Source organism: Flavobacterium sp. GQ95 (assembly GCF_059758655.1).
The window spans coordinates 1-24864 of record NZ_JCAXEB010000014.1 but is presented as its reverse complement, the minus strand read 5'-3'; the positions used below and the strand labels follow the sequence as shown (position 1 = coordinate 24864).

General features: G+C 35.3%; 14 protein-coding genes. 8 read left to right on the top strand and 6 right to left on the bottom strand.

The genetic code is table 11. From position 1 onward, the window contains the following. Positions 1 to 4: 4 nt before the first annotated feature. Positions 5 to 967, bottom strand: a complete 963-nt coding sequence (locus AC6CH4_RS21755; RefSeq protein WP_498106713.1) for an HU domain-containing protein — start codon at positions 965 to 967, stop codon at positions 5 to 7. Positions 968 to 1223: 256 nt separating this feature from the next. Here AC6CH4_RS21755 and dprA point away from each other — a divergent pair, with 256 nt between their 5' ends. Then, positions 1224 to 2324, top strand: a complete 1101-nt coding sequence (gene dprA / locus AC6CH4_RS21750) for a DNA-processing protein DprA (RefSeq protein ID WP_498106711.1) — start codon at positions 1224 to 1226, stop codon at positions 2322 to 2324. A gap of 78 nt (positions 2325 to 2402) precedes the next feature. On the opposite strand, the gene trpS is transcribed toward dprA, so the two are convergent. Next, positions 2403 to 3377: a tryptophan--tRNA ligase gene (gene trpS / locus AC6CH4_RS21745; RefSeq protein ID WP_498106709.1), complete on the bottom strand. Its 975-nt coding sequence runs from the start codon at positions 3375 to 3377 to the stop codon at positions 2403 to 2405. Positions 3378 to 3580: 203 nt separating this feature from the next. Between trpS and AC6CH4_RS21740 the strand changes: the two genes are divergently transcribed. Then, the gene (locus AC6CH4_RS21740) at positions 3581 to 4336 is read left to right on the top strand and encodes a lysophospholipid acyltransferase family protein (protein ID WP_498106707.1); all 756 of its coding nucleotides are present in this window, start codon (positions 3581 to 3583) and stop codon (positions 4334 to 4336) included. Positions 4337 to 4891: 555 nt separating this feature from the next. Here AC6CH4_RS21740 and recA read toward each other — a convergent pair. The 4 genes from recA to AC6CH4_RS21720 all read right to left on the bottom strand — a co-directional run bounded on the left by recA (position 4892) and on the right by AC6CH4_RS21720 (position 8234). Continuing rightward, positions 4892 to 5899: a recombinase RecA gene (recA, locus tag AC6CH4_RS21735; protein ID WP_089069626.1), complete on the bottom strand. Its 1008-nt coding sequence runs from the start codon at positions 5897 to 5899 to the stop codon at positions 4892 to 4894. 165 nt (positions 5900 to 6064) lie between these two features. Then, positions 6065 to 6574: an acyl-CoA thioesterase gene (locus AC6CH4_RS21730; protein ID WP_498106705.1), complete on the bottom strand. Its 510-nt coding sequence runs from the start codon at positions 6572 to 6574 to the stop codon at positions 6065 to 6067. A gap of 121 nt (positions 6575 to 6695) precedes the next feature. Continuing rightward, entirely contained in the window at positions 6696 to 7079 is a 384-nt protein-coding gene (locus AC6CH4_RS21725) for a DoxX family protein (RefSeq protein WP_498106703.1), read from the bottom strand. A gap of 6 nt (positions 7080 to 7085) precedes the next feature. After that, complete coding sequence (locus AC6CH4_RS21720; protein WP_498106701.1) at positions 7086 to 8234, bottom strand: DNA polymerase III subunit; 1149 nt, start codon at positions 8232 to 8234, stop codon at positions 7086 to 7088. A gap of 435 nt (positions 8235 to 8669) precedes the next feature. Here AC6CH4_RS21720 and AC6CH4_RS21715 point away from each other — a divergent pair, with 435 nt between their 5' ends. The 6 genes from AC6CH4_RS21715 to AC6CH4_RS21690 all read left to right on the top strand — a co-directional run. Next, the gene (locus AC6CH4_RS21715; protein WP_192186567.1) at positions 8670 to 9122 is read left to right on the top strand and encodes a hypothetical protein; all 453 of its coding nucleotides are present in this window, start codon (positions 8670 to 8672) and stop codon (positions 9120 to 9122) included. Between the two features lie 190 nt (positions 9123 to 9312). Continuing rightward, complete coding sequence (locus AC6CH4_RS21710; protein WP_192186568.1) at positions 9313 to 10602, top strand: beta-helix domain-containing protein; 1290 nt, start codon at positions 9313 to 9315, stop codon at positions 10600 to 10602. 103 nt (positions 10603 to 10705) lie between these two features. Next, on the top strand, positions 10706 to 11128 hold the full coding sequence (locus AC6CH4_RS21705) for a hypothetical protein (RefSeq protein WP_498106699.1): 423 nt from the start codon (positions 10706 to 10708) through the stop codon (positions 11126 to 11128). Positions 11129 to 11193: 65 nt separating this feature from the next. Beyond that, the gene (gene sprC, locus AC6CH4_RS21700; protein ID WP_498106697.1) at positions 11194 to 12597 is read left to right on the top strand and encodes a gliding motility protein SprC; all 1404 of its coding nucleotides are present in this window, start codon (positions 11194 to 11196) and stop codon (positions 12595 to 12597) included. Position 12598: 1 nt separating this feature from the next. Then, positions 12599 to 16792 carry a PorP/SprF family type IX secretion system membrane protein gene (locus AC6CH4_RS21695; RefSeq protein ID WP_498106695.1) on the top strand — a complete coding sequence of 1398 codons (4194 nt, stop codon included), beginning with the start codon at positions 12599 to 12601 and terminating at the stop codon, positions 16790 to 16792. 131 nt (positions 16793 to 16923) lie between these two features. Next, positions 16924 to 24864, top strand: a 7941-nt coding sequence (locus tag AC6CH4_RS21690; protein WP_498106693.1) for a hypothetical protein, incomplete at its 3' end; no start/stop codon positions are given.

The window sequence follows — 24864 nt, the reverse complement described above, 5'->3', positions numbered from 1 at the left end:
AGTTTTATAGATTTTGGACCAGAATCCAGGCATCCGGATTTTCGCCTTTTTGTATTTCTTTTTGTGCTTTTTGAGCTTCAGACATTGTTGCATAACTTCCGTATAAAACCGGAAATAAACCATGCTTGTTTTCGCCTAGCATTCTGGCCTCATAGCCATCTTTAATTAATTGATTATAGGCTTTTCTTGCATTTTCTTCGCTTCTGTATGCACCTGCCATTATATGATAAGGCATCACTTTTATAACTTCAGTTTTTGCTGAATCGACAGATAAAGTTACAGCAGGTAATGGGTTTTCAATAAAGAATGTAGCTTCCTGAATTTTGTTCTCTACTTTTTTCTGAACCGCATTTTCTACTACAAGCGTTTTTGTAGTAATTTGATTTTGGTATAAAGGATAACCGATACTTCCGGTAATTCCAAGACCTAAAACAAAAATAGCAGCGTATTTCAAAAATGAACCTGAAGACCTTGATTCTTCTTCAGCATCTTGCAATTCAAATACCTTCGACTCTTCGATTTCCTGTAATTTTTTCTCAAAAATTTCTCTTTTTACCATTGGAGCAACAAACGGACTAAGGCCGAAAGAACTCGTTAGATAATTAGTTTGATCACTTGGAGTGAAAACCATATTATTATCGGCATTTAGACGAATATCACCGATGTTTTTTATATTTAAAACACCATATTCTTCTAATGTTTTTTTCCAGCTTAAAACTTCAAAGGCAATAGCACTTACAGCAAATCCATATGATGTTTTTTCTGTTTGCGCAATATGATTTGCCAACAAACCATCATTGTTTTTTAAAAGACTATTAAATGCAATCGTTTTTCGCGGTGGAGAAAACGAATTTGTGTTAGAATTAAGCTGCGCCGATTGAATTTCGGTTAAAAATGCTCCAAACCCTGGAACCGTTACACACTGATAACGATACAATAACTGTGCTATATAAGTTTCGATTTTCATAGTAACAAAGTTATACATCCAATATAGTTATCAAAATTTTATTCACAATTTTTATTAACAATTCTTATAATTTTATAGACAATTCGTTTCCAGATAGTTAAATAAAATTAGCTTTTCGTAAAAAGTCATGCAAAATCTTTAATCTTTTATTTTTATAAGAATTTACTTCTAATTTATATATTTGCGTTCTTTTAATTTCATAAAGATTTGTTTTAAAAGATATTTTTATTCTCTCAATAAACTGTTTTTCGAAGCCATGTCAGATCAAGAATTATTTTATTTATTAGCCTTATTAAAAGTAGATGGCATTGGTGATATTATGGCCAAAAAACTATTGACACATTTTGGAAACCCTGAGACTATTTTTAAAACGAAAAGCAATCAAATATCTGGAATTGATGGTGTTGGTTCGGTTTTGTTGCGGAATCTAAAAGATAAAACTGTTTTTGAAAAAGCCAATAACGAATTAGAATTCATTAAATCAAATGCTATCAATATTTCTTTTTTTCAGGATGAAAGTTATCCGGATCGTCTCAAACATTGTATCGATTCGCCCGTTTTGATTTTTACTTCCGGAAATATTAATTTAAAAAACAAAAAATTAATCAGTATTGTAGGAACGCGGCAGATTACCTCGTATGGAATGGAATTCTGCAAAAAATTTATTGAAGATCTGGCACCGCTTGATCCGGTAATTGTTAGTGGTTTTGCTTACGGAGTCGATATTGTCGCACATCAATTGGCGATGGATAATAACTTGCAAACCATTGGTGTTTTAGCACATGGTTTGAATCAGATTTATCCCAAAACGCATAAAAAATATATCGCCAGAATGGAAGAAAATGGCGGATTTATAACGGAGTTTTGGAGCTCATCAAACCCGGACAAAGAAAAGTTTGTACGCCGAAACAGAATTGTCGCCGGAATGACTGAAGCAACCATTGTAATCGAATCTGCAGATAAAGGAGGTTCGCTAATCACTGCCAATTTAGCTAACGACTATAATCGTGACGTTTTTGCCGTTCCCGGGCGTGTTACAGACAAATATAGCCAAGGCTGTAATGATTTGATCAAAACACAAAAAGCAAACGTTCTGACAAGCGCGGCTGATTTGGTTTATGTGTTGAATTGGGACATTGAAAAGAAGTCGAAACCAGTACAGAAACAATTGTTTGTAGAATTAGAATTGGAGGAGCAGAAAATCTATGATTTCTTACTGAAAAATGGAAAAGAATTGCTGGATGTTATTGCGCTTCAATGTGATTTTCCTATTTATAAAATCTCAGGTATCCTTTTAAATATGGAACTTAAAGGAGTAATTCGGCCTTTACCAGGGAAACTGTTTGAGGCGATTTAATTTAAAATAAGTTGCCACAAATTACTCGAATTTCCACTAATTTAATTTGTGAAAATTCGCGTAATTCGTGGCAAAAAACTATTTTCCAAATCCAAGAACTTCTCGAACTTTGGCTAAAACACCATCCGCAACTACTGAAGCTTTTTCGGCACCCTTTTTCAAAAGGGCATCTACTTCTTCAAGGTTGTTGATATAGTAATTGTATTTTTCTCTTTCGGTTTTAAATTTCTCCGTAATTAACTCAAACAAAGCTTGTTTTGCATGTCCGTAACCGTAATTTCCACCTAAATAATTAGCTCTCATTTCGGCAATTTGTTCTTCGTTTGCTAATAAAGAATAGATCGCAAAAGCGTTACAGGTATCTGGATTTTTTGGTTCTTCAAGCGGTGTGCTATCCGTTTCAATACTCATTACCTGCTTGCGTAAAACTTTATCATCAAGAAAAATATTGATAATATTATTGGCCGATTTACTCATTTTTCCACCGTTAGTTCCCGGAATCAACATACTGTCCTCCTGAATTTTAGCTTCTGGAATTACAAAAGTTTCTCCCATCTGATGGTTGAAACGGGAAGCAACATCACGGGTAATTTCTAAATGCTGTAATTGATCTTTTCCAACTGGTACAAATTCAGCATCATACAATAAAATATCCGCAGCCATTAACATCGGATACGTGAAAAGTCCGGCATTAACATCGTCTAAACGATCTGATTTATCTTTAAAAGAATGTGCTAAAGTCAATCTTTGAAATGGAAAAAAGCAACTTAAATACCAGGTTAATTCTGCTGTTTGAGTCACATCCGATTGTCTGTAAAAAGTAACTTTATCTGGATTTAAACCGCAGGCAAGCCAGGCTGCTGCAGTGCTATAAGTATTTTCTCTTAATGTTTTACCATCTTTAATTTGTGTAATCGAATGTAAATCAGCGATAAACAAATAAGATTCGTTTGCTGGATTATTCGATAATTCTATCGCAGGAATAATTGCCCCTAATAAATTTCCCAAGTGTGGCGTTCCAGTACTCTGAACACCAGTTAGTATTTTTGCCATTCTAGTTTTTTATTTCTAATCGCAAAGATTGCAAAGTTTTTACAATATCCGAAAAGTTTAATTTATTCTTAACCGCAAAGTTCGCAAAGTTTTACGCAAAGTTCGCAGAGCATTTGAAGTTTTATTTTCAGAAAAGTCTAATATTCTAAAAATCTAACAGTCTAAAAATCTAAATTCTCTTCTGTTTTCTTACATTTGAAACTATGAAAGGAATTAAGATTGTTTTTTGGGTTTTGTGGCGCATTTGGTTTTACATCGTAATGGCTATTCCGATATTGATTATGCTGCCGTTTTTGCTTATTTCTATTATAACAGAAAGCGGATACCCCTATTTCTTTAAAATGGCCCGCATTTGGGCTAAATTTATCCTTTTCGGAATGGGTTTTTATTATATAGTTAAACGTGAGCAGAAACTGGAAAAGGGAAAAAGCTATATGATAGTAGCCAATCATACATCGATGACAGATATTATGCTAACGCTGGCGATTGTTAGAAATCCTTTTGTTTTTGTGGGCAAAAAAGAATTAGTTAAGATTCCTTTATTTGGATTTTTCTATAAAAGAACTTGTATTTTGGTGGATAGAAATTCTTCACGAAGTAAAAACGAAGTTTTCAAGAGAGCACAAAGTAGACTTAACCAGGGGCTTAGTATTTGTATTTTCCCGGAAGGCGGTGTTCCGGACGACGAAACTGTTTTGCTGGACGAGTTTAAAGATGGTGCTTTCCGCCTGGCAATTGAACATCAAATTCCTATTGTTCCGATTGTTTTTGCTGATAATAAAGAACGTTTCTCCTATACTTTTTTAAGTGGAAGTCCCGGAAAAATGCGTGTAAAAGTATTGCCTTTTATTGAAACCCAAGGATTAACCGGAGAAAACCGAAAGGAACTTCGGGACAAAGTCAGACTATTGATTTATAATAGTTTAATTGAATTTCACAAACCAAAAAAGAAAGCATAGTTTAAAATATAAAAGCCGACTAATTACATTAATTAGTCGGCTTTCCTTTTGAATTAAAACCCCCCATTTTATATTCAAAAACTTATCTGTGGATAATTTTTTCTGAAATAAAGCGTAATACTTTTTTAAATTTTAATCTGGTTTTTTTACGGTTTTTATTCAACAACACTTCTAGTTTCTCTTTCATGGTAAAAATCTTAAGGTTGATAATAAAGAGTTTGGTCAAACTCAAGTTAACGTCACAATACTATAGAGAGCTAAAAATGAAAAAGGTTGCGTTGAAACGAAAATTATTTTCTTTAAAAACAATAAAAACCCGTTAGCACCAAATAAACCAACGGATTTTTATTAAAAACAAATGAACCAAATTTATTCTAAAAACCATTCGAATTGGACACCTATGGCGGTACCAAATCTTATGTCTTTTTATAAGATGGAATTGTTTTAAAAAGGTTGCGTCATTTTTAATTTTATTTTTAAAATAAAAAACCCGACGAGATTTAAATCTTGTCGGGTAGATATGTAAAGTCTTGTTTTAAATAGACTTATATAAGTTTAAGCGTTAGCTAATTCTTTAATGTGTGCTTTAATTTTAGCTTCTAATTCATCAGCTAATTCCGGATTATCTTTGATTAAAGCTTTAACAGCATCACGACCTTGTCCTAATTTGGTGTCGCCATAGCTAAACCAGGATCCTGCTTTTTTAACGATCTCAAATTCAACTGCTAAGTCCAAAATTTCTCCAGTTTTAGAAACTCCTTCTCCGTACATAATGTCGAATTCGGCAGTTTTAAAAGGTGGAGCTACTTTATTTTTGACCACTTTTACTTTAGTTCTGTTTCCAATTACGTTTTCTCCATCTTTAATTTGAGAAGAACGACGAATATCTAAACGTACTGAAGCGTAGAATTTTAAGGCGTTACCACCCGTTGTAGTTTCAGGATTTCCAAACATAACACCAATTTTCTCTCTCAACTGGTTGATGAAGAAAACAGTACAATTTGTTTTGCTAATTGTCCCTGTTAATTTTCTCAAAGCCTGAGACATCAAACGTGCATGAAGACCCATTTTTGAATCTCCCATTTCACCTTCAATCTCACTTTTTGGAGTCAAAGCAGCAACCGAGTCAATAACTACAATATCAATTGCTCCTGAACGAATTAAGTTTTCAGCAATTTCAAGAGCTTGCTCTCCGTTGTCTGGTTGAGAGATGATCAGGTTTTCGATATCAACGCCTAATTTTTCGGCATAATTTCTATCAAAAGCATGTTCAGCATCTATAAAAGCGGCAATTCCTCCCGCTTTTTGAGCTTCAGCAATTGCATGTAATGTTAAAGTCGTTTTACCAGAAGATTCCGGTCCGTATATTTCGATAATTCTTCCTTTTGGATAACCGTTTACTCCAAGCGCTAAATCAACACCAAGAGAACCAGAAGAAATAGTTTCAACTTCTACGATGGCTTTGTCACCCATTTTCATTACGGTTCCTTTTCCGTAAGTCTTGTCTAGTTTGTCAAGCGTAAGTTGTAACGCTTTTAATTTGGCTTCTTTTTCTGAACTCATCTCTTTTTTTTCTTTTTCTTTCATCTATATCTTTATAATTCTTTCATTCTCAAAACAAACCAGAAATTAAATAACTTACTGATTTAGATTTGTATCAGGCTTGTAATTTTGTAAAAATACTTCTTTTTTTGAAGTTTGATTGTCCCAAATTGTATCAAAATTGTACTATAAAAACAAAGCCTTTAATTCTGTGGCTTCAGCTGGTTTTATTTTTCCGGCAAGTAGTAAACTTAGTTGTTTACGACGAAGTGCAGCATCAAAACGTTGTATTTCTAAATCAGTTTCCGGAATGATTGCGGGTACTTCAACAGGTCTTCCACTATCATCCACTGCAACAAAAGTATAAATGGCTTCGTTGGCTTTGGTTCTGCTTCCGGATTCACGGTCTTCTACCCAAACATCAATGAAAACTTCCATAGAACTTTTAAAAGACCTGGAAACCTTTGCTTCTATTGTTACTACTGCTCCAAGTGGAATGGCCCTGTTAAAAGCAACGTGATTTACAGAAGCTGTCACTACAATTCGGCGTGAATGTCTGCGGGCCGCAATACTGGCGGCGCGATCCATACGGGCTAATAATTCGCCACCAAAAAGGTTATTTAAAGGATTTGTTTCGCTCGGTAAAACTAAATCTGTTAAAATTGTCAGAGATTCTGAAGGATGTTTTGGATTCATTTTTTTAATAATAAAATTTTATATGTTGCCCGCTAAGCGAACAATTTATTTTTGCCACAGATTTCACAGATTCTCACAGATTTTTTCTAATCCTTCCAATCTGTGAAATTGTGGTATATTTTTAATTTAACCAATAAACAGCCATAACAGCTGGAATAAAATAAATTACAATGGTTCTCGCGCCATCATAATCTTTAGCCAATCGTTGTCCGAAAAGCATCATTAACAAAGAAATACAAGAAAAAATAGCGCCATAAAAACCAAATTCGCGACCGCTGTTTGTTAATAATTGTATGGCACCAACGACGGATAAAATTCCAGAAATTAACTCTAAAATTAAAAGATGAAATAAGGCCAGAGATACCTGATTTTTTAATGGTGTTTTGGCGAAATGTCCTTTTAGCCATTCGACATTATCTTTCCAGTAAAAAATTTTCTCATAGCCTGATTGTAAAAAAGTTAAGGCTAAAAAAGCTAACAGTAAAATGGAGGCAACATTATTCATTGAAAACTATTTTTTATGAATTAAACGAGTCAGTTTTATAGATAAATCAGTTAAAATTATTTTTGCATTTCCGTTTCTTTCAATATGGTACATCGCATCCGAAAGTTCTTTGAAGATTTCGTGAATGTTATTTCCGTTTACAAAAGGTGCAAAATTTTCTAATTTGAATTTCTCAACCTTTGGTTCAATATAAACCAATGTCGGTGCTTCATAATTGAGTAAAAGTGCTTGTCGGAACATTTCGATACAAAACTGAATGAATTTTTTCTGGCTTTCGCGACCAAGTCCGGCAATTTCTTCACTCCAGGAAATTAAATCCTGAATGGCGGCGGCGTTTCCTTTTGCTCTAAAAGCGGCACGAACCCAATTGACAAACCATTGTTCAAAAGGAAATTCAGTATCATCTTCTTTTAATAAAGAAAGTGCCTTATTGAAATTTCCCTGAGCCTGATGTGCGATTTTTTTTGCTAAGTTCGAATCGATGTTTTCTTTTGAAACCAATGCTTCAGCAATTACTTTTTCAGGTAAACCATTAAAGTGAATTACCTGACAACGTGATCGTATGGTTTGTATAATGTCTTCTTCATTTTCAGAAATCAGAATAAAGATAGTTTTATCTGAAGGTTCTTCTAGAAGTTTTAATAATTTATTTGACGCGGCAATATTCATTTTATCGGCCATCCAGATAATCATAATTTTATAACCACCTTCATATGATTTTAATGATAGTGATTTTAAAACTTCCTGAGCATCTTCGACACGAATTTCCCCTTGTTTGTTTTGAACGCCAAGTAATTTATACCAGTCAAATAAACCTCCGTAAGGCATTTCCTGAATAAAAGTGCGCCAGTCCTGAATGAAATCTAAACTCTTTGGTTTTGTTTTTACATCCTCGGTAGTAACTGTCGGATATATAAAGTGCAGGTCGGGATGCGAAAGGTTTTGAAACTTCAGATTGCAGGAATCATTTCCGTTTTCATTTTCTTTACCGGTATTGTTGCATAAAATATATTGCGCGTAAGCAATGGCGGTAGATAATGTACCACTTCCTTCTGGTCCAATGAATAATTGTGCATGCGGAATTCGTCCTGAAGCAGCACTTTTTATCAAGTGACTTTTGATGTAATCCTGACCTAAAATTTGTGAAAATTGCATGAAGCAAAGATATAAGAAAATGATGTAGTCAAAAATTTTCGTGAAAAAGTTTATATGAGTACTTTTTATTTTTGTTTTTTAAGAAGGTTTTTAACTTAATTTTTTTCGTTTTTGATGTCAGCTTTTGTTAATAAAGGGATTATTCGGGAGAGATATTAAGAAGATTTTGTTAATAGTTTTTTTGAAAAAGCGATAATCGTTGTTTTTTTTTGGCTATTATTTTGTAGAAATCTTCTTTTTTATTGTGTAATATCTTACAGAATTTGTTTTAACAATTTTAACAAAAACCCCGTTAAAACGCAGATTTTCTCGACATAGGACTCGCTTTTAAGATTTTTTTAAGATTTTTTTTTGAAAAAAGAAATCAATAAAGTTGCAATTTAAGTTAATTTATATATTTTTGTTTTCATAACAACCAATTATAAATAAGAATCTATGAAAGGGAAAATTATTTTATTAAGCGCACTTTTTTTCTTGACCACTGGTGCTATTTCAGCACAGGCGAAAAATGCTCCTAGAAGTATTATTAGTACAACAGCTCTAATCCGTAAATACCATGATCAAAAAGAATTGAGTGGTATGCAAAAGGGAGAACTTTTGGAATTATACATTGAGCGTATTAAAGTTTTAGTGAAAACCCTTCCTTACATTGCATTGGTTACTAAACCAGGTGTTACAATGGCAGACTTAGGTATTCCGGACGATTCTGAACACAAAAAAGTGTTAGACGCTCAGGCGGTTGGTACTACAACTTTTCTGGATACTACTGTAGACTTTCAGCGTAAAATGATGCCTTATTCTGATAAGGGTAACTTAATCGCTGCAATTTTATTCTACGAAAGCACATTGAAATCACTACATGAGTTCAACGATTTGAACGAAATGTAATAAACAGAATATTTTTTAAAACCTTTTTTAGAATGTTTACGTAGATGAACTAGACTTCATAACGTCATTTGAAAAAGATATAAAAAAGAACTCGTTCTTGATGTATTCTGAAATTATCAGAAAACCGAGATGAGTTTTTTCATTTACGCATACCCAAATTTATTATTATTAACCCTAATACCCCCTTATCATGAAAAAAATTACTCAAATTATCTGCGTTCTTTTGACGGTTACGAGTATGAATGCTCAACAAGAGAAAGGAATTATGGGCTACACTAATTGGTTGAATAACTGGACCGAATTTAAGCCTAACAAAGTAGAGTATGGAGAAGCAAATCAAATTTTAGCAGGAAACATTTCTGTTAATACTAAGCTGCTTAAGAGGAATATTTATGTTTTGCAAGGAAATGTTTATGTTACAAACAATGCTGTTTTAACAATCGAGCCTGGAACTTTAATTATTGGTGATTTCGAAACAAAAGGAACATTGGTAGTTACAAAAGGTGCACAACTTGTTGCAGACGGTTTAGAAACTGACCCAATTGTATTTACTTCAAACCGCAGCCAGAAAAAAGCTGGAGACTGGGGTGGAGTTGTAATTCTTGGTGATGCTCCGATCAATAAATTTGGAAATGTAGGTTCTTATAACTTAGATCTTGATCCAACGCTTACTACTTATGGTGGTGACAATGCTGCTGGAAACTCTGGAGTTTTAAGATATGTAAGAATCGAATTTGCTGGAAAAAAAGTTAAAGGAGCTGATACTTTCAACGGATTAACTCTTGCAGCAGTTGGAAACAAAACTATATTAGAAAACGTTATGGTAAGCTACTCAGGTGGTGACTCATTTGCTTTCTTTGGTGGTGACTTAAACGCTACTAAATTAGTTTCTTATAAATCAATTAACGACGATTACAAATTTACTCAAGGTGTACAATGTCGTTTATATAACTCATTAGCAGTAAGATCTTCTTATTTATCTAGTAATAAAGACGGGTCTCGTTGCATGGAAGTGAAATCATTTGAAAGAAAAAATGAAACTGATTTTACTAAAAAACAAACTTTAGTTGTAGCTACAAATATTACAATGCTTAACGACAGTGAGAACATCAAAGCTGATATTCAGGCTGGTTTAGTAAAAGAGGCAATTTATGTTGCTGAAACTGCTTCACTAGAAATGAAAAGAAGTGTAATCTCTGGATTTAATCCTGCTGTATTATTAGACAGCAAAACAGAGATTAATGATGCTAACCTAAAGAAAATCAAATTTGAAGAAATGTACTTTAACCTATGTAACGGAAACATCTTTACAGAGTACAATTCTAACAATGAAGATTTAGAAAGCTGGTACGGAAACAGTGTGTTTTTCAATGTTTATTCACAAAGTGATAACAAAGAAACATTCATTGATATTTTCAATGCTAAAAAGCCGGATTTCAGATTACAATTAGGAAAAATCACAGCGTCAAGCGGCAAATAAGATTGATTTAGATTTTTATTTTACAGCGTAAATTTTATTAATAAAGTCCCCAGACACAATTTATGTATCGTCTTACATCGGACTAAATAAAGATCAAAACATAATGGCCCCAACTATAAAAAAGTATTTTATTTATACAATATTTTTGGTTTCTCCTATTGCGTTAAGTTTACATGCACAAAGTACTGAAGCAAACAAAACTGTTTCTTGTACTGCAAATTGCGGGAAAACTTCGTCAACAACCTTGAACCAAAAGAATGATATAGCTGATAACCGTATCAGTAAATTAGATGATAATTCTAATCAGTTAATAGCAGGGCTATCCATCCCCAAGGATAGCCTTTCTATGGCAGCTGAAACGAATAGTCAGACTTCTGCAAACTGTCAGGAAAATTCATTACTATCTGGTTCTTATTCTGTCCTTGCAAAGGATATTATTGAGAACTATAAATATGACTTTTCTGAAACATTTATTGATATTTTGTTTTTTGAAAATATAGATCTTGCCAGAACTCGTACTATATGATTCGAAAAACTACTTTATCTTTAATTCGTTTTTTCCTTTTTTTTAGTATAATACTTTGTACTAAAATGAATACCTATGCCCAGACAATAGTGCCTCAGCAGCTTAATTTTGATAGAATTTGTGCTGGCCTTATTGTTGATGGTGCGCCTTTTAATCAATATTCGGCCACTTTTAGTTATGTAGATTTCCCTGCAGGAACTGCTTTTGAAGTAGAACTTTCTGATGATGCCGGAAACTTTACGACTCCCACGGCAACTACAAAAATTTCGTTTACCGATGATCCAACTTTAAAACAGCAAACAATTAGATTTGCTGTCCCAACTAATTTAAAAGGATCAGACATTTATAGTCTTCGTGTAAAAAGCGTTACAACAGTACCGGTATATAGTGTGAGATTTAAAAATCTTGCAAATAATACTTCTTTTCCAGCCTATTACAGTACTTATGTAAGTTCGTTTTATATTAATGAAAAATCTCCAACAGCAACAATTTGTTCGGGTGGAAATATTTCTCTTTCTATTTATAATCCAACACCTACCGATCAGCCTTCATCGCCAGCAAATTATCCAAATCTAAAATACAAGTGGTATAAAGATGATGTATTAATTGCAGGACAAAGCGGTACAACGTTATTAGTAAGTACTACAGGTGTTTATTTTGCAAAATTAGATTATGGCTTATGTTCTGAAGATAATTTAAGCTCGAATCGTGTTACAGTAACCACTTCTACATCTGGTTCTTCCGTAACTATTAATTCAAGTTTAGGAAATCCATTTTGTGCAACAGGAAGCGGAACTATACTAACAGCTACATCTGGAAATAAATATCAATGGAAAAAAGGCGGAGCTGTAATTGAAGGTGCAACTAACCGTACTTATGCAACAAATGAATCTGGAGTTTACACAGTAGATGTAGATTTTGGAGGATGTGCTGCGACAGGAACAATTGATCTTAAAAGTAATGGTTTTAATGCAAGTATTGATGTTGCTGATACCGTTGAACTTCAGCAAGGAGAAACTATAAATGTTAGCGTAACAACCGATGCTACAAGTCCATCTTTTGAATGGTTTTTAAACGATAATTTAATTTCAGGCGCAACCTCAAATACTTATCTGGTAGCGACAATCGGTAATTATAAAGTTAAAATTTCACAAGCTGCGGGTTGTATTGCAACAAAAGAGTTTCTTTTTAAAGTTACCGGAGAGTCACTTCCAACTACAGTAATTCCAAACATAGTAAGCTTAAGTAGTTATCCGTATTGGAACATCCCCGAGGCATACAAAACCGCAAGTACTAAAGTCATCATTATAAGTTCAAACGGAGAAATTATGTTTGATGATGTTGGAAGTAATTATGACCCCCAGGTCAATTCGTTTATTAAAGATTTTAAAAATGTCAATCCAGTTTATTACTACGTCATTCAATCAGACACAGGTGAAAAAAAAGGATCAATAACTGTGATAAAATAATATGAAGAAAATCCTACTATTCATAACTTTATTTTACGGTTTTTCAAATTTACTCTATTCCCAGGAAACTACTGAGAATGGAGTTGTTTCGTTTTCGTTACCTATCAGAAATTCATTAAAGTTTAATAGATATTTAATTAACCCAACATTTAGTTTTGTTCGCGAATCAAATCCATACATAAGTTTTTATAATAAAAGACAATTTGTACAATTTGATGATGCACCAAATACTTATTTATTTAATTACTCAGGCCGTTTCAGAGAGAATGAAGCTTTTGCTATTGGACTGTTTCAACAAAATTATGGTCTAATGACCGTTTTTGGCGGAGTAGTCAATTTTGCTCATAACATTGTTTTAGAGCAAGACAGTAATTTAACTTTTGGTTTAAATGTAGGCGCTTATCAAAGTGGTTTAGACAAAGGAAAAATAATTTCTGATGACCCAAATATTTTGAATGGAGATTATCCTTCAAACACAATGCTTACAGTAAATCCGGGTATTAACTACGGTACTGCATTCCTTGATTTTGGAGTATCGGTAAACAATCTTATTCTGTACAATTTCGGTGGCGGAATGATAAAAGAAGACCCGGAAAGAGCAATTGAACTTCATGCAATGTATACTGGATATCTTGATAGTTATGGTTTTTTTGACAGAAGTAAATTCTCAGGAATTGTAAAAACGGAAATAAAACAGGATAAAACAGTTATTTCTGGTCTTGCGATGCTTGCTATTCCACAGGGAGTTTGGGCACAGGCAGGATACAATACTTTATATGGAGTATCAGCGGGACTTGGTGTAAATATTTCACCAAGTATTGCTATTGAATATAACTACGAAAGAGGAATGGGTAATTTCTCTAATTTGGGTGGTTCGCACGAATTTGTAATTGCTTATAAATTCAAAAACAAAAATTACTATTACGGAGATGATGACGAAGGTTCTCTTATAGATCCATCTAAACCAAAAGCTGTAATAGCTAAAAAAACAACGACACCAGTTACCAGAGTTGATGGTGCTGAAAAAGCAAAATTAGCTGCTGATGCTAAAGCAAAAGCTGATGCAGAAGCACAACAAGCAAGGTTAGCGGCTGCAGAAAAAGCAAAAGCAGACGCTGAATCTGCAAGGGTAAAATTACTAGCTGATAATAAGGCTAAAGCCGATGCAGCACAAGCACAAAGATTAAAATTAGCTGCTGATGCAAAAGCAAAAGCCGATGCTGAAGCTGCTGCCAGAAAAACAGCTATTGCTGCTAAACCGGCACCACAAAAAACGGCGGCACAATTAGCTGCGGATAAATCAAGAGCTGATGCTGAAGCTGCTGCCAGAAAAACAGTTGCTACAGCTAAACCTGCACCACAAAAAACAGCGGCACAATTAGCTGCAGACAAATCAAGAGCTGATGCAGAAGCATTAAAAATAAAATTAGCTGCTGATGCGAAGGCTAAGGCCGATGCTGAAAATGCTGCTAAAGTGAAAACAGCCAACACACCAGCTGCACCTCAAAAAACACAAGCACAATTAACTGCTGAAAAAGCTAAGGCAGATGCTGAAGCATTACAAGTTAAGTTAGCTGCCGATGCGAAAGCAAAAGCCGATGCTGTTGAAGCGAAAAGAAAAGCCGATGCAAAAGCTAAAGCTGAAGCTGCGGATTTACAATCAATATTAGCTGCGGATGCAAAAGCTAAAGCTGACTCAGATGCATATCAGGCGAAATTAGCTGCTGAAGCAAAAGCCAAAGCTGCTGCTGACTCAAAAACTAAAGCAAATATTGATGCTGCAAACAAGGCAAAATTAGCTGCTGATGCTAAAGCAAAAGCGGCTCAGGAAGCTGCCTTAAAAGAAAAATTAGCTGCTGATGCTAAAACGAAAGCCGATGCTGAAGCAAGACAAGCGTTAATCGCTGCAGAAGCAAAAGCAAAAGCTGATGCAGAAGCATTGAAAATAAAATTAGCTGCAGATGCTAAAGCGAAAGCAGATGCAGAAGCATTACAAGTAAAATTAGCTGCAGATGCTAAAGCAAAAGCGGACGCAGAGGCACTACAAGCAAAACTTGTTGCCGATGCTAAAGCAAAAGCTGATGCAGAAGCACAACAGGCAAAACTTGCTGCTGACGCTAAAGCAAAAGCAGATGCTGAGGCACAACAAGCAAAACTTGCTGCTGATGCCAAAGCAAAAGCAGACATGGAGGCGTTACAAGCAAAATTAATTGCTGATGCAAGAGTAAAAGCCGATGCTGAAGCTACTGCCAAATTGAAAGCTGAAGCTGAAGCAAAAAAAATACAATTAGCTGAAGAAGCACGTGTAGCAAAATTAGCTGCCGAGACAAAAGCGAAAGCTGACGCAGAAGCTCTACAAGCAAAACTAGCTGCTGATGCGAAAGCAAAAGCTGATGCAGAAGCGCAACAGGCAAAATTAGCTGCTGATGCAAAAGCAAAAGCCGATGCAGAAGCACAACAAGCAAAATTAGCTGCTGACGCGAAAGCAAAAGCTGATGCAGAAGCACAACAGGCAAAACTTGCTGCTGACGCGAAAGCAAAAGCTGATGCAGAAGCACAACAAGCAAAATTAGCTGCAGATGCAAAAGCAAAAGCCGATGCAGAAGCACAACAAGCGAAATTAGCTGCTGATGCTAAAGCAAAAGCAGATATGGAAGCATTGCAGGCAAAATTATTAGCTGATGCTAAAGTGAAAGCTGATGCTGAAGCAACTGCCAAATTGAAAGCTGAAGCCGAAGCAAAACAATTACAATTAGCGGAAGAAGCCCGATTGGCAAAACTTGCTGCAGATACTAAAGCGAAAGCCGATGCGGAAGCTTTACAGGCAAAACTTGCTGCAGATGCTAAAACAAAAGCAGACGCTGATGCTTTAAAAGCTAAACTAGCCGCCGATGCCAAAGCAAAAGCTGATGCAGAAGCTTTAAAAGCAAAATTAGCTGCCGATGCAAAAGCGAAAGCCGATGCGGAAGCTTTACAGGCTAAACTTGACGCTGATGCTAAAGTAAAAGCAGACGCCGATGCTCTAAAAGCTAAACTTGCAGCAGATGCCAAGGCGAAAGCTGATGCAGAAGCTTTAAAGGCAAAATTAGCTGCCGATGCCAAAGCAAAAGCCGATGCAGAAGCATTGCAGGCTAAACTAGCTGCTGATGCAAAAATTAAAGCAGATGAAGAAGCACGTCAAGCGAAATTAGATGCCGATGCCAAAGCGAAAGCCGATGCCTTACAGGCAAGACTTGCTGAAGAAGCTGAGTTAAAAGCAAAATTGGCGGCAGATGCTAAAGCGAAAGCCGATGCTGATGCAGCAGCGAAATTGGCTGCGACACCAAAAGATGATTCAGCAAAAGAAATAGAGGCGCTATCTAAAGCTATTGAAACAGCTATTAAAACACAAAAAGAATTGTTTGCCCAGTTTACTGCAACAGTGGCCAATAAGCAAAAAGACTTAGATGACTTAAGAGAAGAAAATGATTTAAGTGAAAAAGGAATCTATAGAGAGCCTAAGCCATTTAAAAGTGTTGCAGCAGAAAACAGTCAGTTAGAAGCTTTCAAAGTGCAGCTTGCGGATGCAAATAAAACATCAAAAGAGGAACTTGCTAAGCTTACAGGTTTATATAATGAGAGACTTAGAAAAGTGCCAAATAAAAATGACGCTTTAAACAAAGCTTATCTTGAAAAAATAAATGAGTTAAAAGCAGCTCAATTAAAAATGGAACAAGACAGTGCAGCGTTATTAGCAAATTTAGAGCGTATTAAGGCTGAAACTGAAATTGAGAAAAGACGTAGAATCAAGCGTGCAGCTTATGAAAATGATCAGGGAAGATATAGCCAGGATCTTGCAGCTCTTAAACGTATTAAGGAAACTACAAAAGTGAGTAGTACACCATTAACAGCAAGTGATTTTGATTTTGGTGAAGACCAGTCAAATATGCAGATTATCAAGAATATTAAAAACTCTGATAGCGGATATTATATGATTATTGCCGTTCATAGCAGTGTTGAAAAAAGAGATGAGTTCCTGACCAAGGCAGTTGCCTCAGGACGTTCAGATGTTAATTTCTTCTACAACATAGCAACAAGTAAATATTATATCTATTACGAGAAATTTGATGGTTTATCTGAAGCAACTAAGGCATTAGAGGCAAAAGGGAATAAACCGTATAATGGCAAAATGGCCATCGTAAAAGTGGAGAACTAATAGAATAAAAAAAGAAAGTTTGTCCTTCTTAAAAATTGAGAAGAACCTAATAATAAATGTTTCAGATTGCTAAAATTTATTTTTTAATGCCCCTTAAGAAATAGGCAGAAGCTAAAAACAAAATGAAGACCATGAAAAAACCTACTATCTTTAAAAGTGTAAAAACTGTGATTACTTTTGGTTCGAACTTAGGTTCATATGCCAAAGGCCGATTGGAGGATTTAAAGCGCAATTTTTCTGATTTTGATTTAGAAAAAATGATGAGTTTAAATAGAAAGAAAGCATCGCATTATGCGACGCTTATTCTGTTCTTATTTTTAAGTTTTACTTCCGTAAATGCTCAGATTGGAAAAGCTTTTGCTCCGCGACTTACTGGTGGAAACATAAAAGTTAAAGGAGATGTTGTTTTAATTGGTAACACTGTAATTAGCAAAGTTGATACTGCTCCTACTTTTTCTGGCGGTACACCTACAACAGGAGTTACTTTTACAGGAACTGTTAGCAATTTAGCCACTCTGACTGCTGAGGCAAATACACCTTTTAATGTTCTTGGAGATAACAATGATTATAATGTTGAATATATCAATGTTGATCCTGCAACAGGGGTGTTTAGTTCTTCTTCTGCAGAATTAAAGATTAATAACAGCTGTAAAAAAGTTGTTTATGCGGGTTTATATTGGTCTGCTATTTATCCGTATGAGAGAAGTACAAATACGGGTAAAAAATACGATGGTACATTAAGACCTCTTAATAGTTGGAAAACCATTAAGCTTAAAGTTCCGGGAGGGACCTATCAAAATGTAACAGCAGACGAGGTTATTTTTGATGGATACAATTATACCAATGTTCAAAACTCATTTAAAGACTCGCCATACGTTTGTTATAAAAATGTAACGACCACATTACAAGCTTTAACAAATGCCGATGGTGTTTACACCGTTGCTAATGTACGTGCTGCATTAGGAAAACGTGATGGTGGTGGAGCAGGAGGATGGTCTTTGGTTGTGATTTATGAAAGCCCTACAATGCCAAGTAAATTTATATCTGTTTTTGACGGATATGTTGGTGTTAACCCAGATGCAGGTGCAGTAACACAAGTAGATTATACAGTTAATGGTTTTCAAACTTTGCCAGCGCCGTTTCCTGTAAATGCAAAAATTGGAGTTGGTGCTCTTGAGGGAGATAACCTTAAAACAGGTGATAATCTACAATTTAAAGCAGATAAAGCAACTGCATTTACAATAATAAATGATGCTGTTAACCCAGTAGGAAACTTTTTTAACGCGACCATTTCAGATAATGGTGCAGATTATCTTTCAAGAACTCCTAATAGTACTAATACTATGGGATTTGATATTGATCACGTTATTATACCAAATCCACCATCAAGTTCAGGTGCTCTTAACAGTGTTGTTCCTAATGATGAAAAAGGTGCGACGTTAAGACTAACGACTTCCAGTGATGGTTATGGTGCTTTTCTTTCAACTTTTGCAGTTGAAATTATTGAGCCTACTATATTATTGACTAAACAGGTTTTTGATGCTAATGGTGCAGATGCAAGTTTAAAAGATGTAACCTTAGGCGAGCAACTAAACTATGTAATTGGATTTGAAAATCAAGGTAACGATGATACCAAAGAATTTGTAATTAAAGACATTCTGCCAAAAAACATTAATTTCAATTTCCCGGGTGATATTACTTCATTACCTGCAGGAATGACTATTGCAAATGATGTAATTTACGATGCAGCAACCAGAACACTTCTTTTCAAAATTCCTGACGCATTAGTTAAAAAGAACTTAATTCCCGGACCTCCTTTTGTTCGTAGTTTAATTAGATTTAGTGTTAAAGTTGTTCCTACCTGTAATGAGTTAAGTGACGCTTGCGATCCTATTATTCAAAATTCAGCTTACGCTACTTATAAAGGAGATATAAATAAAACACAAATTACAGATGACCCAAGTTTATCTTCTTATACTTCTTGTAATCTTGGAACACCACAATCTACAAACTTCTTAGTTGGAGTTAAGGATTGTAAGTTTACACAAAACGTAGTTTTATGTAGCGCAAGCCAGGTTATTAAAGCTTCTGACGGATATGCCAGCTATAGCTGGACAGGTCCTGGGAATTTTACAGCAACAGGTCAATCTGTTACAGTAACACAGCCTGGAGTTTATAAAGTAGCTGGAATTGGTAATAAGCCTTGTACAGATTATGTCGAGGAAATTACTGTTGTTCCTTTTGGAGGAATTGCAACAAATCCTGTTATTCCTTACGCTAGCCAAGTTGTACAATGTACAAGCAATGGTAAAATGTTGCCAAATATTTTCTTGTGCGGTGCTAATGATTATAAAGATATCCTAACTGGAATTAATGATAGCTCCGTTATTATTTGGGAAAAATTAAATGAGTCAAGCTGTACGGCATCGACTAGTCAGAATTGTGCAAATGAAGGAACTTCTTGTACATGGACTAAAGTTGGTGAAGGACCTGATTATAGAGCTGATCAGTCTGGACAATTCCGTTTAACATTAAACTATACTGGCGGCTGTTTTAACCGTTTTTACTTTAATGTATATAAGAATGTCTTTAACCCAACTGAAACACATAAAGATATTATGTGTGGAAAAGCGGGAAGTATTACTGTTGGCGGTGGATCTGCGCAATATCAATATGCAATTGCAGAACAAACTGCTAATCCGGTACCAGGTGCTTACCAATCAAGTCCAGTATTTCCAATTACAGGAGCTGGATGGGGTGCAGGGGTAACACAAAAAACATATATCATTTTTATTAAACAAGTTGGAGTAAACACTAATCCTTGTATTTTTAATATTAAAGATATCGTAATTAGAAAAAGAGCTTTCAGTATTACTGTTACTGCATCTCAGCCTTTATGTAATGGAGATCTGGGTAAGGTATTAATTGTGGCAAATGACGCTGATGCTCAATATACTTTTAATATTTATAGAAAATCGAACGGTAATCTTGTAAATACTTCTGGAAAAATTACACCTAACCAATATTTATACGAACAATTAACAACAGGTAGAACCTATACAGTAGAAGTAATTACTGACGATGGTTGTAAAGCGACAGAAGATATAACAATTAATAGTGTTGCAAAACTTACCCTTACACCATCTCTTTCTCCAGCATTAACAGCCTGTCAGGATGGAGCCATTAAATTAACAATAGGAGGAGGAGTCTCACCGTATTATTATTCTGTTAATGGTGCAGATTATGTCCTACACACAACAACATCAACTATACCGGTAACTTTTGCAACTTTACCTGCAGGCGGTATTTATAATATTATTGTTTCAGATGCAAATGGTTGTAAAGTGACTAATTCTATTACGGTTACGGCAAATCCAAAACCAGAATATACCATTAGCACGACAGATATTAAGTGTTACTCTGACAAAGGTGAGATCAAAATTAATGTTACAGCACAAAACGGATACACTTTAGAATACAGTATCAATAATGGAGGATCATGGAGTACTAATCCAACTTTCTCTAATTTGGCTGGAGGAACTTATAATGTAGTTGTTAGATATACTTTATCTGGAAATACTTGTACAGAACCAGCTCAGGTTAAAGTAATTGCTTCGCCAACTTCAGAATTAACAGCTTCCGGAGGTGTTGCTGAATTAGCGGGTTGTACATTAGCAGGCCTTGGAGGTAAATTAAGAATCACCAACGTAACTGGAGGAACGGCTCCTTATCAATATAGTTTTGATGGCGGATCAACCTGGCAGACATCTCCTGAAAAAGATGTTTTGAACGGAAGTTATACTTTAGTAGTAAAAGACAATTTAGGATGTACTTTTATAATTCCTTATACCGTTAAGCTTGATCCAAAACCAGCAGATCCAACTATTGACATAGCTCCTGTAGTCTATAATTGTGATGGTACCGGAAAAACTTCGGCGACAGTAACTAATACTGGTGGAACAAATTATACTTATGAGTATTATTTGGATGGTGTTGCTAATACGCCTATTACGAATAATGTTTTTAATAATATTGTATCAGGTCCACATAAAATTGTTGTAAAATATAATTTGGTAGCAGCTGCTACTTATAGTAATTTATTAAAAGAAGATTTTGGAAGGGGACTTCCAACAACCAGTCCGGGTATTGCTTCGGCATATTGTTTTAATGATCAAAGAGTAAATTCACCTTATCAATGTGGAACACGATCTGTAGAGGATAATCAATATTCTGTAGCAAGTTTCTTCTGGAGAAATGATACATCATGGTATCCATTTAAAGATCATACTTCAAATGGTACCGTAGCTGACGGAAGATATTTATTAGTAAATATTGGTTCTGCAGCTGGAGATTATGGTATTTTATATAGTAAACCAATTGCAGATGTTATTCCTAATCAACCAGTACAAGTAGATTTGGCGGTTGCCAATTTATTAAATGCTGGTAAGGGCGGAGCAGCTCCAATTGTTCGATTTGAATTAGTTAACCCGTTAGGAGTTGTTGTAGCACGTGTTGATACCGGAAAAATTGCTGAGGCATCAAATGATCCAAATAGAACAAAATGGATTAATATTCCAACGATCTCTCTAAATCCAGGGCCTAATACAAATTTAACATTTGTAATTCGTTCAGGAAGTTTAGAATATGATGGTAATGATTTATTAATTGATGATATTTCAGTTTATCAATTGCCTAAATCATGTTTGTCGTCAAAAGAATTTGATTTTGAAGTAGGAACTGATAAAGCATTTACAGTTTTAGAACCAACCATTCAAAATGTTGCATGTAGTGGAGGTAATACAGGTTCTATTACTATTACAGCTCAAAACTTTAATGGAAGTTTCCAATATTCTATCAATGGTGGAACGTGGAAAACTTCAACGGTATCACCTGTAACTGAAGGTGGATTAATAGCAGGTAATTATACTGTTGACGTACGTAGTGATGCAACAGGTACTTGCTCTAAATCATTTAGCAAAACAATTGGTGCAGGAAGTCCTGTAACGGTTACAGCATCAGTTACAACACCTCCAACTTGTTCTGCTAAAGCAACAATTACTGCCGTTGCTGGTGGAGGAACAAGTCCATATAAATATGAACTTAGGGGAGCTAATGGTACAACAGTTTTAGTTCCATTCCAGGATTTAGCAGTATTTCCAAACATTAGTAAAGGAAGTTATACTGTGGTTGCCAAAGATATTAATAATTGCCCGTCAGGAGCTTCTACTGTTGTAATCGTAGATGATCCAACGGCACCTACGGCAAGTTTAGCCGCTACATCAGATTTATGTTTTGATTCTGTTGATAAAGCTACCATTGTGGTAACAGCTACCGGAACAGGAACATTATCTTATAGTTTAGATGGTGCACCTGGTGTTACAAATAATACTTTCACTAATGTTGGAGTAGGAACGCATATTGTTGTAGTAACAGATAGTAATAGTTGTACGGCAACAGTTGCTAATATTGTAGTGGGTACAGAGATTAAAGCGACGCCGCAAATAACTAAAACATTAGACTGTAATACCGCAGGTGCAACTATTAAAGTTGACATTACAGGTGGTAAAGCAGCATTTACATATAAAGTTAAAGAAGGTTCTAATTTGTATGGATCAAGTATACCTGTGACAGGAAACACATTTAATTATGCAGCTCCAGGTGCTGGATTTTACACTTTTGAAATTTCAGATTCTAACAGCCCAACAGCTTGTAAGGTTGAAATTACGGCAACTGTTGATGCACTTACGAATCCAACTGTTAATGCTACACCAGTGCAGGTTGCCTGTTATGGTGGATCAACAGGTGAAGTAACTTTGTCTGCCTTAGGAGGTTCTTTAAGTTATACTTATAGTTTTAATAATAGTGGATTTACCAATACTGTAAAATACACAGGATTAAAAGCAGGCATTCCTTATCCTTATCAGGTAATGGACAGTAAAGGCTGTAAATCAGCTATCGGATCTATTACATTAACAGAACCAACTGCTGTCGGAGGAACTATTTCTGCGACTGATATTAAATGTGGCGCAACAGGAACTACTCCTGCTGTAGTTACAATTGTTGGTTCAGGAGGAACAGGAGCTTACACTTATAGCTTTAACGGCACGGCCAACTTTACAAGTACTAATACTTATCCTACAAGTACTGCAGGACCAGTAACAGCTTATGTGAAAGATGCCAATGGATGTCAGGCAGGACCATTTTCTATAACAATTGGTGCTTTACAACCAATAACAGCAATTAATTTAGTTGATAGTGGTTATGATTGTTCAACAACTCCTCAAGGAGGACATGTGACAATAACAGCTGTAAAAGCAGGTAGCTTAACAAACGTTTCTTATCAAATTATTGCTGGACCTGCAGGTTATAACAATGCGAGTAATACTACAGGAGATTTTAAACCATTAGCACCTGGACTTTATACTTTTCAAGCCACAGACAGTCAAACAGGTTGTTCTCTAACTATAAGCCATGATGTAAAAGGAACGTCAGATATTGTAGCTGGTGGATCTATCACTACAACAATTAAATGTAATGCCGCAACAGGAAATATTCAGTTTACTGTAAATGGAGCAAAAGCTAACGGATACGATTATATTATTAAAAATGCTGGTGGAACAACTATTCAACAAGCTACAGGCGTTGCTGCAGCCACAACTACTATAACAGTTACCTCTGCTGTGCCTGCGGGTGATTATACTATTACGGTAACAGACAGATTGACAAAGTGTAATGCTGTTTATACTGTTAGTTTAACACAACCAGCTAACGCATTAGATGTTACTGCAACAGCTCCAAATATCAACTGTAATAATGGTACCACTATTATCACCGCAGTTGGTGCTGGAGGAACAACAAGCTATTCTTATGCTGTAGTAACTCAAGGTGCAACTGCTCCAACAACATTCCAACCAGATCCAAAAATGTCCGTAAACACGGTTAATGGTACTGTTACAAAATGGGATGTTTACATTAAAGATGCTAACGGATGTACTGATTTTGTTACAATTGAAATTTTAAAAGATCAGGTACCAAGCGTTACAGCAACTCTAGACAATCAATGTACAGGTTCTGGAAATAAATTCAGAATTACTGCAACGGGTACTGGAGGTGTTGGAACATTACAATATGGTATTAATGGTCCTACAGGAGCATTTTCTACAAGTAATATATTTGATGTTACTGCAAGTGTAACTCCATATACAGTTTGGGTAAAAGATGCTAACTTATGTACAGCTTCAGCTACACCAATAACAGTTTATCCACAACTTACAGCAACAACTCTTGTAAAAGAATTAGATTGTTCAGCTTCTAAGGATGCTACTATTACAGTTACTGCTAATGGAGGAAAAACTGCTTATAAATATGAAGTTTCAACGAACGGAGGAACTACATATACTTTAATGGCTTCAAATGTTTATACAACAGCAACGGCAGGGACATTTTTAATTAAGGTTACAGATGCTAACGGTTGTACATTTGTTACAACAACTGATATACTTTCTATTTCTAATCCAACGGTTAGCGTTGTTACTCAGGTTGATGTAACTTGTAATGGAGCGGCAAACGGTTCAGTGAAGTTAAAAGGAGCCGGAGGTTCTGGTGGCTATACTTATAGTAATAATGCAACAACAGGATTTTCAACTACAGATACATTCACAGGATTAACTCCTGGTCTTCATACTTTCTATGTAAAAGACAGTAAAGGATGTACAGGAAGCATTGGTGTTACTATTTTACAACCATCGACTCTAACTACTACAGCAAGTGCTCCGGCATTTACATGTAGTACAACAAATACAAAACAATCAACTATTGTAACTATAGCGCTGCCGACTACAGGAACAGCGCCATACGAATACAGCTTCAATGGAGGTGGTTATTCTTTAACAGCAAATACTTTAACAGTAAATGATAACGGAACAGATCAGGTAATTAACTATTCTGTTCGCGATAAGAATTTATGTGTGTTCAATGGTTCAGTATCATTGGCAAAATTAAACCCACCAACAATTGCAAGTATTGTTCCAAGTGCCGTTACATGTTTGGCTACAACCAGTACAGTTGTGGTT

Excerpts from the sequence above, each read along its gene's own strand:
- AC6CH4_RS21755 (WP_498106713.1), bottom strand. The coding sequence starts at position 967 with ATGAAAATCGAAACTTATATAGCACAGTTATTGTATCGTTATCAGTGT.
- dprA (WP_498106711.1), top strand. The coding sequence starts at position 1,224 with ATGTCAGATCAAGAATTATTTTATTTATTAGCCTTATTAAAAGTAGAT.
- trpS (WP_498106709.1), bottom strand. The coding sequence starts at position 3,377 with ATGGCAAAAATACTAACTGGTGTTCAGAGTACTGGAACGCCACACTTG.
- AC6CH4_RS21740 (WP_498106707.1), top strand. The coding sequence starts at position 3,581 with ATGAAAGGAATTAAGATTGTTTTTTGGGTTTTGTGGCGCATTTGGTTT.
- recA (WP_089069626.1), bottom strand. The coding sequence starts at position 5,899 with ATGAGTTCAGAAAAAGAAGCCAAATTAAAAGCGTTACAACTTACGCTT.
- AC6CH4_RS21730 (WP_498106705.1), bottom strand. The coding sequence starts at position 6,574 with ATGAATCCAAAACATCCTTCAGAATCTCTGACAATTTTAACAGATTTA.
- AC6CH4_RS21725 (WP_498106703.1), bottom strand. The coding sequence starts at position 7,079 with ATGAATAATGTTGCCTCCATTTTACTGTTAGCTTTTTTAGCCTTAACT.
- AC6CH4_RS21720 (WP_498106701.1), bottom strand. The coding sequence starts at position 8,234 with ATGCAATTTTCACAAATTTTAGGTCAGGATTACATCAAAAGTCACTTG.
- AC6CH4_RS21715 (WP_192186567.1), top strand. The coding sequence starts at position 8,670 with ATGAAAGGGAAAATTATTTTATTAAGCGCACTTTTTTTCTTGACCACT.
- AC6CH4_RS21710 (WP_192186568.1), top strand. The coding sequence starts at position 9,313 with ATGAAAAAAATTACTCAAATTATCTGCGTTCTTTTGACGGTTACGAGT.
- AC6CH4_RS21705 (WP_498106699.1), top strand. The coding sequence starts at position 10,706 with ATGGCCCCAACTATAAAAAAGTATTTTATTTATACAATATTTTTGGTT.
- sprC (WP_498106697.1), top strand. The coding sequence starts at position 11,194 with ATGAATACCTATGCCCAGACAATAGTGCCTCAGCAGCTTAATTTTGAT.
- AC6CH4_RS21695 (WP_498106695.1), top strand. The coding sequence starts at position 12,599 with ATGAAGAAAATCCTACTATTCATAACTTTATTTTACGGTTTTTCAAAT.